Source organism: Bradyrhizobium forestalis (assembly GCF_002795245.1).
In the GTDB taxonomy this organism is placed as follows: domain Bacteria; phylum Pseudomonadota; class Alphaproteobacteria; order Rhizobiales; family Xanthobacteraceae; genus Bradyrhizobium; species Bradyrhizobium forestalis.
Genome location: NZ_PGVG01000003.1, coordinates 32,815 through 46,939 on the forward strand (window position 1 = coordinate 32,815; position 14,125 = coordinate 46,939).

The window sequence follows — 14,125 nt, forward strand, 5'->3', positions numbered from 1 at the left end:
GATGGCTGATCCCGCAACCATGCCGCTGATCGAGGTCGCCAATCTCGGCGTCCGCCTCAACACCAGCCGCGGGCCGGCCCAGGCGGTGCGCGGCGTCAGCTTCGCCCTCAAGCGGGGCGAGACGCTCGGGCTCGTCGGCGAATCCGGCTGCGGCAAGTCGGTCACGGCGTTGTCGCTGATGGGCTTGTTGCCGGACAGCGCGGGCGTGACCGGCAGCATCAAGCTCGATGGCAACGAGCTCGTCGGGCTCTCGGATGCCGAATACTGCCGCCTGCGTGGCAACCGCATCAGCATGATCTTCCAGGAGCCGATGACCGCACTCAACCCGATGCACACGATCGGCAATCAGGTCGCCGAGCCGCTGCGCCGTCACAAGAAATACTCGGCGGCGCAGGCGCGCAAAGAGGCGATCGCCTTGCTCGACCGCGTCGGACTGCCCGACCCCGCGCGTCGCGTCGACGCCTATCCGCACCAGTTCTCCGGCGGCCAGCGCCAGCGCATCACCATCGCGATGGCGCTCGCCTGCGAGCCGGACCTCTTGATCGCGGACGAGCCGACCACCGCGCTCGACGTCACCATCCAGGGCCAGATCCTCGACCTCATCGCCGATCTCGTCGAGGAGCGCGGCATGTCGATGATCCTGATCTCGCACGATCTCGGCGTCATCGCCGAGAACGTGCAGCGCATGATGGTGATGTATGGCGGCACCGTCGTCGAGAGCGGGCCGACCGACGAGGTGTTCCGTCGCATGGGCCATCCCTACACGCAGGGCCTGTTCCGCGCCCGGCCGAAGCTCGGCGCGCGCAAGGGAACGCGGCTGAAGACGATCTCGGGCACGGTGCCTGAGCTCGCCGATCTGCCTTCCGGTTGCACCTTCTCCGATCGCTGTCCGCTCGTGATCGATCAATGTCGCGCCGCGCTGCCGCCGATGGTGAATGTCGGTCCCGGCCATTTCGTGCGATGCATCCGAACGGATGTCTCGATGGCCGAACGCGTCGGAGCGCTGAGCGCATGAGCACCGCGCCGCTTCTCGACGTCAGGGATCTCGAGCAGCGCTACACGCTGCCGCGCGAGAGCCTGTTTCGTCCGCCCGGGCAGGTGCGCGCGCTCAACGGCGTCAGCGTGCAAGTGCAGGCCGGCGAGAGCCTCGGCATCGTCGGCGAATCCGGCTCCGGCAAGTCCACCTTCGCGCGCGTGGTGATGGCGCTGGAGCGGCCGACCTCGGGGCAGGTCGCGCTGCTCGGCCGCGATCTCAATCGCCTCCCGCCTGACGAGTTGCGCCGCGCCCGGCGCGATTTCCAGATGGTGTTCCAGGACCCCTACGGCTCGCTCGACCCGCGCCAGACCATCGCCCGCATCGTGGCGGAGCCGCTGACCGTCCTGGAAGGCGCCGACCGCACCACCTTCCGCGACCGAGTCGCCGCCGTGCTGCGGCAGGTGGGCTTGCGCGATGCGGACATGGACAAGTATCCGCACGAATTCTCCGGCGGCCAGCGCCAGCGCATCGCCATTGCGCGCGCGCTGATCACGCAGCCGAAGCTGATCGTCGCCGACGAGCCGGTCTCCGCGCTCGACGTCTCCGTGCAGGGGCAGGTGCTGAACCTGATGCAGGACCTCCAGGAGCAGTTCGGCCTCAGCTACATCCTGATCAGCCACGACCTCGCCGTCGTCGACTATCTCTGCGACGAGGTCGCCGTGATGTACCTCGGCCGCATCGTCGAGCAGGCCCGGCCGGAGGATCTGTTCGAGCGCTACGCCCATCCCTATACGCGGGCGCTCCTGGATGCCGTGCCGCGGACGCGCGCAGGCGGCGGCCGGCGGCGGCGCGGGGCCCAGGCCATCGCCTCGCAATCGGCCGCGGCGACCGGATGCCCCTATGCCGCGCGCTGCCCGCTTGCCGACCAGCATTGCCGCGACGCGTTGCCTGAGTTACGCAGGATGGGTGAGGGGCACCTTGCCGCCTGCCACAAGGCCGAGGCCGTGATGGCATTGCCGCAGACGGTGATGGAAGGTTAGTGTCCGGACCAGGATTGGCGTAGGCTGAAGACAACAGCAGGCCGGGGAGTTACGCATGTTCAGGAAACTATCGATCGTCGCATTTGTTGCTGCGCTCGTCGCGGCGCCTTTGCCGGTGCTGGCGCAGGGCAAGAAGGACAGCGTCGTCATGGCGATGGCGCTGGAGCCGCCGGGGCTCGATCCCACCAATGCCGCCGCGGCCGCGATCGCCGAGGTCACGCTCTACAACATCTATGAGACGCTGACCAAGATCAACGAGGACGGCTCGGTCTCGCCGCTGCTGGCCGAGAGCTGGACCGCTTCGCCCGATCTGAAGACCTATACGTTCAAGCTGCGCAAGGGCGTCAAATTCCACAATGGCGAGCCGTTCAATTCCGCCGCGGTGAAGTTCTCGTTCGAGCGCAACGCCGCGCCGACCAGCACGAACAAGGACAAGAGCCTGTACCAGGCGTTCGAGAAGGTCGAGGCGCCCGACGCCGACACCGTCGTGATCACCGTGAAATATGGCGAGCCGAACCTGCCGTTCCTGCTCGGGCAGGCAGGCGGCTCGATCGTCGAGCCGAAGAGCGCGGCCACCAATGTCACGCAGCCGGTCGGCACCGGGCCTTATCAGCTTGGCGCCTGGGCCAAGGGCTCCTCGATCACGCTGACCAAATGGGCCGACTACCGCAACGCTTCCGCGGTCAAGCTGTCGAAGGTGACCATCCGCTTCATCTCGGATCCGGCGGCGCAGACCGCCGCGCTGCTCTCGGGCGACGTCGATGCGTTCCCGCGCGTCTCGGCGCAGCGCACCATCGCGCAGTTCAAGGCCGATCCGCGCTTCACGGTGCTGGTCGGCGGCTCCCGGGCCAAGACCATCGTCGCGATCAACCACCGCAAGAAGCCGCTGGACGACGTCCGCGTCCGCCGCGCCATCCTTGCCGCGATCGACCGCAAGGCCATGATCGACGGCGCCGTCGACGGCTTCGGCACGCCGATCGGCAGCTTCTACGTGCCGGGCGCACTCGGCTATGTCGAGACCACCGGCATCAACCCCTACGACCCCGAGAAGGCCAAGAAGCTGCTCACTGAAGCCGGCATCACCACGCCGCTCGAATTGTCGCTGAAGCTGCCGCCGCCATCCTATGCGCGGCAGGGCGGCGAGATCGCCGCAGCCCAGCTCGCCAAGGTCGGCATCGTCGCCAAAATCGAGAACGTCGAATGGGCGCAATGGCTGTCGCAGGTGTTCGCCGGCAATGGTCCACACAATTTCGATCTGACCATCGTCAGCCATGTCGAGCCGTTCGACCTCGTCAAGATCACCGAGCCGGACTACTACCTCGGTTACAACAACGAGAAGTTCAATGCGCTCTACAAGCAGATCGTCTCGACGCCGGACGAGGCCGCCCGCGCCAAGCTGCTCGGCGACGCCCAGCGCATGCTCGCGACCGATGCCGTCTCCGCCTACCTGTACCAGCCGCAACTCATCACCATCACCAGCAAGAAGCTGAAGGGCGTCTGGAAGGACGTTCCGCAATACGAGAACGATTTCTCGACGTGGCATTGGGAGTAGGGGCGGCGTCCGTTGCTGTGCCCTCTCCCCTTGCGGGAGAGGGCCGCTGCAAACAAAAAATGGAAAAACAACCCCATGCACAGTAGCCGGGCGTAGTCATTTCAATGGCTTGCGCGTCGCGCGATTGATGGTCGGGGCGATGCGCCGAGACGTTGACCCGTCGGGCAAAACACTGGCATGATGCCATCGTCGCGGTCTCATGGTCAGAGACGCGCCGTCAGGCGAGGCAGCCGTGCAGAAGCCATCCCGCCGCGATGCCGGCACCGCGGCGGCGGCCGTCAGCGCCGAGGCGCCGATCTCTCTAGAGCTCGATCATGCGTCGATGAGCGATATCGCTCATGCCTTGGCCGGTGGGCGCGTTACTGCCACAGCGCTGGTCAAAGCCTATCTCGCGCGCATTGAGGACTACGACCGCGATGGGCCCAAGCTCAACGCGGTGCGCGCGCTCAATCCCGATGCGCTTGCGATCGCGGGCAAGCTCGACAGCACCAAGCCCTCGGCCGAGCGGCCGCTGGCGGGCATCCCGATCCTGGTGAAGGACAACATCGCGACGGGCGACGAGCAGCCGACCACGGCGGGCTCGCTTGCGCTGGAAGGCGCGCACGCGCGGGCCGACGCCACAATCGTCAAGCTGTTGCGGCACGCCGGCGCGGTGATCCTCGGCAAGGCCAACCTGACCGAGTTTTCCAACATGCTCGCGATCGACATGCCCCACGGCTACTCGTCGCTGGGCGGGCAGGTGAAGAACCCCTACGCGCCGGCGCTGGTCGACGATCACGGCTTCCCGCTCGTAACCTCCGGGGGCTCGAGCGCGGGTTCGGCGGTCGCGGTGGCGGCCGGCCTGTGTGCGGCCTCGATCGGCACGGAGACCTCGGGCTCGCTGCTGTTCCCCGCCAGCCAGAATGGCCTCGTCACCGTGAAGCCGACGGTCGGGCTGATCAGCCGTGCCGGCATCGTGCCGATCGCGCACAGCCAGGACACTGCAGGACCGATGACGCGCACCGTGCGCGACGCGGCCATGCTGCTGAATGTGCTGGCGGCGAAGGACCCGCTCGACCCAGTGACGGAGCGGCAGCGACGGCCGGTCGATTTCACCGCCGGCCTCACGCGCGATGCCATGAAGGGCGTGCGCATCGGCGTTCCGAGCGACCCGGCCGACCCGCTGAACGATTGCTATTACGGCAAGCTGCGACCCGACTGGATCAAGCTGATGACTGAGGCGATCGAGGTGCTGGAAGATTTGGGCGCAGTCATCGTGCGCGCCAGCATGCCGACGCTTGGCTGGATCGGCGGGCCAGGCACGACCATGGCCGTGCTGAACCGCAATCCGCTGAGCGAGCACAAAGGCACTGTCGCAAGACCGCCGGTCGTCTTCATCTACGAGCTGAAGCGCGATCTCGACCTCTACCTGAGGGACTGGGCAACCGACACCGAGATCAGAAGCATCGCCGATATCGTGGCTTTCAACGAGGCGCATGCGGACAGGGCGCTGCGTTTCGGCCAGGATCACTTCCTCGCCGCGAGCATGACCAGAGGCGATTTGAGCGAGCGCGAATACAAGTCGGCGCGTGCGATGGATCTGCTCTCCGCCAAGACGCGCGGCATGGACGCCTACATGAACCAGCACAAGCTTGATGCGGTGCTGTTCGCCGGCGCCATGGGCGCCTCGATCGCCGCCAAGGCGGGCTATCCCAGCGTCATGGTGCCCGGGGGTCTCATCGCGGGGACGACCGACGGCAAGGACACGCCCGACTATCCGCTCGGCGTCACCTTCGCAGGCCGCGCCTGGAGCGAGCACATGCTGCTGCGTCTCGCCTACGCCTATGAGCAGGCCTCCGACATGCGCAAGCCGCCGCCGGGGTGGCCCGGGCTTTAGGCTTCACAGCTCGCATGCTTGTCTGTGCGGATGGCATACACTGGCAAATCGGATGTCTGCTTTCACGGCTAAAGCGGACACACGGTCCTGCCCGCGGGAGGTCGCCTTGTGAGCCGACGCGGGCCAGCCAACCCGTCCTTTCCCACCTTGAAGGTTATTGGCCCGTTAGGGAGATTTTCAACTTTCGAGGCATCGACCGGGCCGGTTCGAGACGCGCGCCACGCCTTCTGATACACCTAATGGAATGATGCAACCTATCGTCAGAAATTCCCTGCTCGTCTTGTTCGTCGGCCTCCTGTGCGCCGGAACGATCACGTTGGCACAGGACGACATCACCGCGCGTGGAATCGAAGCCTTCCGCGATACCTGCCTGAGGCCGGACGTGCGCTCGGAAACGATTTACCAGTGGGCGGCAGACAAGGACCTGAAGATCGTCCAGGGGCAAGGGCCGGAGCGCGCCGGAGGGAAACAGCTCACATGGGAAGTCGCTAGGTCAGGTGATGCGACGGTGTTGCTGCAGGCTTACATCAACAGTCCGGGACATCTGCACTGCTCAGTGTATTTTAGCGAACAGCGCGACAGCAGGAAACAAGTAGAGGCATTCTTTCTGGAGGAGATGAAGCGTCATCCCAACGCGCAGCAGTTGCAACCGGGGGCGGGTCCGGGCTCAACAGCCTATACCTTCATCGATGAAAAAGTTCTTTATGGCTATTTCGATGGACGTAAGAACGATCAAGACAAGCCGCACATTTTCCTGACAGCTTTCGGGCCTCTACGTCCGTCCAACACCACCGTCCCGAGATCCTTTGCTACTCAGGAACGCAGCTACCGGCTCTTCGTCACCGCGTGTCTGGCGCGCTTCCCCGACATCGAAAGCATCGGGGAATATGCAGTGCACGACTTGGGCTGGAAGTCACAGTCAGCACTGCAGACGCAGCCATATCACAACGAATGGAGCTTGTGGGACCCATTTGACGAGATGGGGCCGTACGCTCTCGAACTGATACGCTTGAACGGATTCAAATCATGCGCGCTTCACTTCGACCTTCGTGCGGCTGTGCCGATGGAGCGATTGATCCGCAGCTTTGCGCTTGTCCACGCGGACGCCCGCTATCGGAACCTGCCGCGAAAGCCGAACGAGCAGATCGAGTACTACTCGGGATTGATTGGAGGCACGCAGACTCTTCTTAGCTTGCGAACGGACGAAGCAGGGCGTCACGGCGAGCTTAGAGTGTTCGTCGAGACCCCACACTGACCAGCGGTTGGCAGCCCGTAGGCCTTCCTCAAGGATACAGCTGCTGCTTGTCCACGACGAAATCGCTGTCCTGCGAAGAGGCTGCCGATGATGCAACCTCTTCGTCCGTTGCCCTGAAGGGCGGCTCTATAGCTTGCGCTGGAGCTCCGCGAGCACTTCAGGTGTCACGGGGTTCTCGCCGCGCTCCAGCTGCGCAATCCACGATTTTCTTTGCGCGATGACGTCGTCGATCCCATCTGCTAGCGACGAAAGATCGAGAAAATCGCGAAAATCTGCCAGCGCCCCCCGGAGGTTGCCAACCGCCGCCCGCGCGAGACCGCGGCTATCGACGCTACCCATACGATTGAAACCTTCGGTCATCTCGACGGCACGCCCGCAAGCGAACAACACATCGGCTGCGTGCCCCCATACGCTGCCGTTCCAGCAAAGCTGGTTCCACTGCTCGCTCGTCATCTCTCGCTTCGGATCGAGCTCCAATGCGCGCTCCAGCGTCGCGAGAGCCTGCTTGATGTCACCGCGATAGGACAGGGTCATCCCTCTATTGATGAGGCCACCCGCCGCGCGCTGCGCGACCTGTCGCGGATCGAAGTCGAGAGTCGCGTCAAGCTCTTTGGCTTTTGTGTAGAGCGGCAGCGCTGCTTCGAAATCGCCTTCCAAGGCTCGTCGTTCGCCTTCACGACGAAAATGCGCAGCACTGGCTTTTCTCGCGAGGGCATCAGCATCGAGTTTCCGCGATGGATCGAGCACGATCGCTTTGCGAAGCAAGGCTACTCCGCCGTCGATATCGCCGTCCTCTGCCGCCGCCGTGCCGCGGTAGACGAGACCATCCGCAGCGAAGCGATTCAGTTCCGCCCGACGATCGCGCGGTTTCTCGCCGGGATAGGTTAGTTCGTCCGCCCGCCGGTACAAAACACTGGCGCGATCGATTTTGCCGGCACGCGCGAGCTGTTCCACCATGAGATAATAGTCGGGGTGCACCGAGTGCCGGGGGCACGTGCGTTCGTATGGAATGTCTGCGCCGACGAATTGCTCCCACGCCCGCGCGGGTAGATTGTCGGGAACATCCTTGCATATGTCGTCGGCCAGCAAGCCCGTCGGAACGCGCCATGTCTGTAGGCTGACGCGATGGTCGCCGCTCTCGCCGGCGGTGCCGGTCGCGACGAGACGCGAGCCATCGTCGCTGTATGCGATGGACTCCGTGGTGGCGGCCCGCGTAAGAACGATCGGCGGCGCATCGAGATTGGCGAGCTGGCGCAGTTGAACGTCCGGGGTGACTGTGCCGATGGCGAGCATGCTTCCGTCCGGGCTGAACGCTACGCCCGACGCTGGCTCGGCGTGGGCGACGGTTCTGGGCTCCATGACTTGGCCGCTCAGCCGCCAGATCGCGACGGTTCGACCGATGCCCGCAGCGAGCTCTTGACCGTCGCGCGTGAACGCAAGCGACGACTTGACCACATTCTCGGGACCTACGAGCATTTTCGGCGCTGCGTCGATCGGCGCGGTGCGATCCCAAAGCAGAACTCTGCCGGTCGACGTTCCGGCTGCGACTGTCTTCCCGTCCGGGCTGAAAGCCAGCGAAAGTATCGATCCGCTCGGGGCACGCATGAGCTGCGGTTCCGCGGCGGCGTCAGACAGATTCCAGATGCGCACCGTGGCATCGTCGCCGCCCGAGGCCAGGGACTTTCCGTCAGGGCTGAAGGCAACGGCACGAACGTATTGGATATGGCTGCGGAGCACCCGCGACGTGGGCTCGCCTTGCGACAGGTTCCAGACTCGCACGGTATGGTCCCAACTCCCGGAGGCCAGTGTTGTGCCGTCCGGACTGAACGCGAGAGCGACGACATTGGTCATGTGACCCTTCAGAAGGCGCGGGGGCGCATCTGCCTCCGTAAGACTCCAGAGGTTGATCACGTCATCTGTGCCCGATGCGAGAAGCGTTCCCTGCCGGTTCACTGCGGTAACGTGGGTTGGCCTGTCGGCGCGCATCTCCACCGTCGTCGTTGCCGGGGTCTTGGTGTTGATGCGGAGAGCCGCGTCCACTTCCGCGAGCGCTTCGCCGTTGACGCGCTCGTTGAAGAGGAATGCCTGTCGGGCGAGCAGCTTGCCCCATTTTGCGGTGCCGCGCTCCGCCTGCTCGATTGCGTGGCCTGCCGCCAGCTTGACCAGCGCGACGATACGTCTGTGCTCGGCCTGGTCACGCTGTCTCACGGCTTCACGTTGTGAGAAAAGTGTGACGACGAAAGCAATCGACAGCAGCGCGATGACGCCGGAGACGGTCCCGATCGCGACGGCCCGCCGCCTTGTCGCGCGCTTGCGGTCCCGTTGTTCGATTTCGCTGCGGCTCAGTTCAAGCAGGTTTGCGAGCAGCGTGTACCAGGAGCCATGGAACGTGCCCTTGTCGGGCTTGTCCCTGCGCGCGTCGAAATTGCGATAGTCGCCGGCCAGCGGCATTTGCATCGCTTCGCAGAGCGCGTCTGGGAAGGCTTTCAGTGCCTCCTGATCAGGCGAGGCCTCGTTGTTGGGAAGCCCACCGATGAGAAGCGGAATGATGTTCTCCGCGCCGCGCGCCGCGGCGAACTGTTTGACCTCGTCGTTGACGAACGCGCTCGCGCGCGCGTGCGGTGAGCAGAGCAGGATGAGTTTGCGCGAATCGCGCAGGTGACGCGCGATCGATTGATGATATTCGACGCCGGTCAGGTCACTTTGATCGCGAAAGACCCGCAGTCGGCGAGCGGGCACGCCCAGACCCTTCGGTGGCGCGTAAGCTGCCAACGCGCGCTCGAGCAGCTGCGCAAATTGCAGATCCTTCCGCGAGTAGCTGATGAACATGTCATGGGCGAAGGACGATTCGACCGGCGCTGGCGAGCTCATCGAGGCTCCTATTTCGCACCGGGGGTCTTCACACGCCCGCTTTGATCGTGGCGGCGAGAGCTTGCTCGCACCGGTCAAAGATACAGCAAGATGGTGTGCGTAAGAGCGTGCTCGTCATGATCGCCCTCGAGGTCAGCAGATAGTAATCTTGAGATAAAACAACTATTGCTGTCAATCGCAACCATTCAAAGTTGCGGCCCGAAACGCCCCTGCTTATAGGGTGGAGCTTTCACGGTACCAACAAGCCCGAGACGTCGCGCGTCAGGAGTGTGGAGAGGACGTTGCGAAAAGCGGCTGCGATCGGCAGCTCAGGACCCATTGCGGACGTTGGCAGCCCTGCACCGCAAGGCGAGCATGTGAGCCACCGCGGGCCTGGATTTCGCCGCCGGTCTAGTGTGAGGGACCGCAGTTCAGATCTTTGATCCTCCCGGCGCCGTCAAACGCAAAATGCGCAGTCATGACACCAGTACTGGTGCTGTACGTGATAATGATCCCGTCGTGCGAGGGATTGAGATCGTCCAACTGGCCTGCCGGATAGTCTCGGAGACGATCGAACCAATAGGCACGAAGTGCCTCGCGGCCGGTAATGGTTTTGACGCCGCTGCAGCCGCAGTGCACCACGGCATCTTCGGCATACATTTCCAAGATCGCCTCGATATCGCCCGCGCGGTAGGCATCCAGCCAGTCAATCGCAACGGCCATCGGGTCAAATGACATATTTCTCACCTATAAGCCGTCAAAATTTACTATTTTAGGTAGGGTTAATCCCGCTAAGCCTCTTTATCCAATCGATTAATTGTTTTTTAATACCCTCACCCGGCCCCGGCCATATGCCGAAGCACATAGTTGCCGGGCCGAGGCAGAGTCCATGTTAGATGTGACTGCCAAGCAGGGGATATCCGCGCGCATCCGGCTCGTGATCGGAGATCGACAGCCGATCGTGCTACAGGGGCTGAAATCGGTACTCGGGGCACAGGATGACTTCGACGTTGTCGCATCGTCCAGCGATGGGACGAACTGCCTCGAGGCAATCCGGAATTTGACACCCGACGTCGCGCTTCTTGCTGACACGCTGCCAGATCTGACGGTAACCGAGATCCTCGCGATTGCGAAAGCCGAGAATCTCCCCACGCGCCTGGTGTTCTTTACCGACTCCGAATCCAACTACGATCTAACCGCAGCGATTGCTGCCGGCGCCTGCAGCGCAATTTCGAAGTCCGCCCCTCCCGACATCATGCTGCGATCACTGCGACTGACGACGAAGTGCAGTATGTCGCCCGAGCAGTTCGATCTCCCGTCAACCGGCACGGACACTGACGGCGGCGGCAAAATTGAAAAGATGCTGAGACTATTGACGCATCGGGAACGTCAAATTGTCCGACTAGTATCAGAAGGAATGTCGAACAAGGAGATCGCGCGCCAGCTGAACCTGTCCCCAGGGACAGTCAAAGTACACCTGTACAATATTTTTCAGAAGCTTGAGATCACCAACAGAACTGTGCTCGCTACCCTCGCGTTGCTGCAGCGCCCCTCCGGCTTCGGCACGCTCGCGCTGGCGTTTCTGGCGATCGCCATTGCGGACGAACTCAAGGCGTCGGAAGCGAACGACTTGCTTCCGAATGACGACAGCATTGGCCACGCGGGAGAGCACGCCGAATTTGAGCCTTGGAAAAAAGCCATTCTCCGGCACCTCGTCGTCTGGGAAACCGCCGAGACGCCTCCGCTCACCCAGAGAGACCTTTTTGCCAAGCCGAGCCAAATCACGAGCCCGGCGGCGGCAATGGAGGCGCTGCACGCGGCCGAGCAATCTGCAGGCTCGAGACCGTGGAAAGACCACGGTTCCGTTGGGTCGAGCACGCCCAATCCTGCTACGCCTTTGCTGCGAGGAATGAACGACACACAGATTGGAGGTGACCCGACCCTGGAGCATCTATTCCCGCGGCTTGCTTCCAATCCGATGTCGCTTCAGGGAGGGTATGGCACCTTCGCCACTCTCGCCGGTGCGTTGATCTATGCACTGCACGAACCGCATCTCGGCGTACAGTCGCATGACTCGGGTAAAGGGTCGATCGACAGCTTCGTGGCCGTCACCGGAGAGAATGCGCCCACAAAAGTGGCCGCGATCACCGATGCTGGCGCTCATCATGGAGACAACTCAGCCCCGGCTTTCCCTTCGCACGGGTACCAGCCGCCTTCCGCGTTTGTGATCACCGCAAACGACGGCGTTGCTGATGCTCAGGGCCAAGTCAGCCATGGCGCTGTGAGCGACGCCGTGGGTGGCGACCTCCAAAAGCCTATTGGCTTGTTGGACTTTGGTCACGATGCCGGCATTGGCGGATACAGCCGCGATCAACTGATGGGCGGCAACGTTGAAAACGTTGTTCATCGCTCCCCGATCGATTCCAGTTCTACCTCTTCCAGCGCGGCCTTTGATTTCGGATCCGGATCGAGCAGGATCAATCTTGCGGCTTTCGGAGCGCTTGCGTGGCTGCACATGACCGCAGCAAGCAAGTCCATACCGCCACATACACTTGCCTGGATCTACAACTCCGCAAGCAATGAAACGATCGTCTATGTGAATCCGACCGATCGTAGTCTCGATATCGGGGATCGCGGCCTCGTGGAAATCCATCTGCAGGGGATCGTATCCATTGCGGAGTCGGATTTCGTCGGCCCGCCAGAAGGCGCGGCTGTCGCGATCACCTTGGAAGAGCTGGAAGGAGCGCTGATATCGGTGGCCGCAACCGATGAGACTGTTCTGAGTGCGGACAATGTCCATGTCGGGGCGAGCGAGAACACGATCGGGACGGAGGGAGGCTGGACCAGACTGGCCGACGACGGCTTGAGCTTTCAATTCGGGCAGACTCGGGCCGGCTCAGGGGCATCGACGAGGTTCGGAACCTTCGCGAGCGATTCGGCGGATGCAACGGAAGAGAGCGATGGTGCCTCTCGCGTGTCGGTCCGCGCATCATCAATCGAGCCTGCTCATGGCGCGACGGCTGCGACATTTGCAAACCTCACCTTCAAGAGTGAGCCGATCAAGACGGACACCGGCATGTTGTCGACTGGGCCGTACGAGATGGTCGGACCGAGCGTGGCAGCGGCCGATAGCGCGGACCGCGGCAACTCGCAGCCCGCCTCGGAGCCAGAGCCTGCAAAGCCAGCAGCCACGGACTCGGCTAACGCCGGCTCCAAACCGGGCAACGACGTCGGCAATGACGCCGAGCATCACGCTCCGGCTTCGAAGGCTACGCCGGGGTCGGCGAAGAAGGCAGAACCAGGCGGCGCGGAACACGGTAAATCGGAGCACGATTCACACTCAACCGCTGCAAACGCACCGGCAGCAGCCGAGATCGTCGAACCTAGCGTCGCAACGGCCGACAGCGCGGACCGCGGCAACTCGCAGCACGCTGCGGAGCCGAGCTCTGCGAAGGCGGCGGCCATAGAGATGGCCGAAGCGAGGTCCACACCGGACAACGGCGTCGGCAATGACAACGAGCATCACTCCTCGGCTTCGGACGGTTCGCGAGGGGCAGCGAAGAAGGCAGAACCAGGCGACGGCGTCGAACATGGCAGCTCGGGCCACGATCTCCACCCAAGCTCTGCAAACGCACCGGCAGCAGCCGAGATCGTCGACCCGAGCGTCGCAATCGCCGACGGCGCCGGCCGCAGTAACTCGCAGCACGCTTTGGAGCTAGGGTCTGCAAAGGTGACAGCTACGGAGGTGACTGAAGCCGACTTCATACCGGGCAACGGCATCGGCAATGGCGCCGAGCATCACGCGCCGGCTTCGGACGGGGCGAGGGCGTCAGCGGCAGAGAAGACGGCAGAAGCGACCGTTGTGGAGCACGGTAACTCGCAGCACGGTTTACACTCAACCCCTGCAAACTCACCGGAAGCAGCCGAGAGCGTCGCAACGACTGATAGCGCTGGCCGCGGAAACTCGGAGCACGCTTGGGAGCCTGGATCTGCAAAGGCGGTAGCCACGGAGATAACTGAAGCTGACGTCGTCCCAGGCAACGGCGTCGGCAATGGCGCCGCGCATCACGCCGCGGCTTCGGACGGGGCGGGGGCGCCGGAGAGTACGGCAGAACCGGCCGTCGCGGAACACGGCGACTCCGGGCACTCAACTTCCGCAAACACGCCGGAAGGAGGCGAGATTGTCGAACCGAGCGTTGCAGCCGGCGGTGACGCTGGAGGCGGAAACCCGCAGCGGGCTGCGCAATCTGCTGCAACAGCATCAGAAGCCGCACATCCGACCAAAGCTCCATCCGAGATCGGCGGTGCCGATCAAGAACCGGTGTTCCGCTTCGATACCGAGACAGCTCCGTCCGCGCTCGTGACGGTCGTCGATCTCAAAGAACTTAGTGATCCTCTCGATCCGCACATTCCGCTGGGTCACGAAGAGGACCTCGAGATGATCGTCAAAATGGTCCCTCATGCACTGGACGACCACGCGGCCAACCACGGCAATAATGCTCCGCATCACGGCATTGTACCTGCGTCTCATGACTTGCTGATTTGAATCGTTGCATCGCGGCGCACCGTTCGACAA

8 protein-coding genes are annotated in these 14,125 nt (G+C 63.2%); 6 read left to right on the plus strand and 2 right to left on the minus strand.

Annotated elements, in window-relative coordinates:
- Window position 1: 1 nt before the first annotated feature.
- The 5 genes from CVM73_RS04665 (at window position 2) to CVM73_RS04685 (ending at window position 6,699) form a co-directional block, all read left to right on the plus strand.
- Entirely contained in the window at window positions 2-1,015 is a 1,014-nt protein-coding gene (locus tag CVM73_RS04665; protein ID WP_167406632.1) for an ABC transporter ATP-binding protein, read from the plus strand.
- Complete coding sequence (locus CVM73_RS04670; protein ID WP_100230846.1) at window positions 1,012-2,016, plus strand: ABC transporter ATP-binding protein; 1,005 nt, start codon at window positions 1,012-1,014, stop codon at window positions 2,014-2,016. The genes CVM73_RS04665 and CVM73_RS04670 overlap by 4 nt, the downstream gene beginning before the upstream one ends.
- A gap of 55 nt (window positions 2,017-2,071) precedes the next feature.
- Window positions 2,072-3,568, plus strand: a complete 1,497-nt coding sequence (locus CVM73_RS04675; RefSeq protein ID WP_100230847.1) for an ABC transporter substrate-binding protein — start codon at window positions 2,072-2,074, stop codon at window positions 3,566-3,568.
- Between the two features lie 232 nt (window positions 3,569-3,800).
- Window positions 3,801-5,444, plus strand: a complete 1,644-nt coding sequence (locus CVM73_RS04680; RefSeq protein WP_100231114.1) for an amidase family protein — start codon at window positions 3,801-3,803, stop codon at window positions 5,442-5,444.
- A gap of 244 nt (window positions 5,445-5,688) precedes the next feature.
- A complete protein-coding gene (locus CVM73_RS04685; protein ID WP_100230848.1) occupies window positions 5,689-6,699 on the plus strand; it encodes a hypothetical protein in 1,011 nt (336 codons plus the stop codon).
- Window positions 6,700-6,825: 126 nt separating this feature from the next.
- On the opposite strand, the gene CVM73_RS04690 is transcribed toward CVM73_RS04685, so the two are convergent.
- Together CVM73_RS04690 and CVM73_RS04695 are read right to left on the minus strand one after the other, a co-directional pair.
- Complete coding sequence (locus CVM73_RS04690) at window positions 6,826-9,570, minus strand: TIR domain-containing protein (protein WP_100230849.1); 2,745 nt, start codon at window positions 9,568-9,570, stop codon at window positions 6,826-6,828.
- 390 nt (window positions 9,571-9,960) lie between these two features.
- Window positions 9,961-10,287, minus strand: a complete 327-nt coding sequence (locus CVM73_RS04695) for a nuclear transport factor 2 family protein (protein ID WP_100230850.1) — start codon at window positions 10,285-10,287, stop codon at window positions 9,961-9,963.
- Window positions 10,288-10,438: 151 nt separating this feature from the next.
- Here CVM73_RS04695 and CVM73_RS04700 point away from each other — a divergent pair, with 151 nt between their 5' ends.
- Window positions 10,439-14,095 (plus strand): LuxR C-terminal-related transcriptional regulator, encoded by a 3,657-nt coding sequence (locus tag CVM73_RS04700; protein WP_100230851.1) that lies wholly within the window; start codon window positions 10,439-10,441, stop codon window positions 14,093-14,095.
- Window positions 14,096-14,125 lie beyond the last annotated feature (30 nt).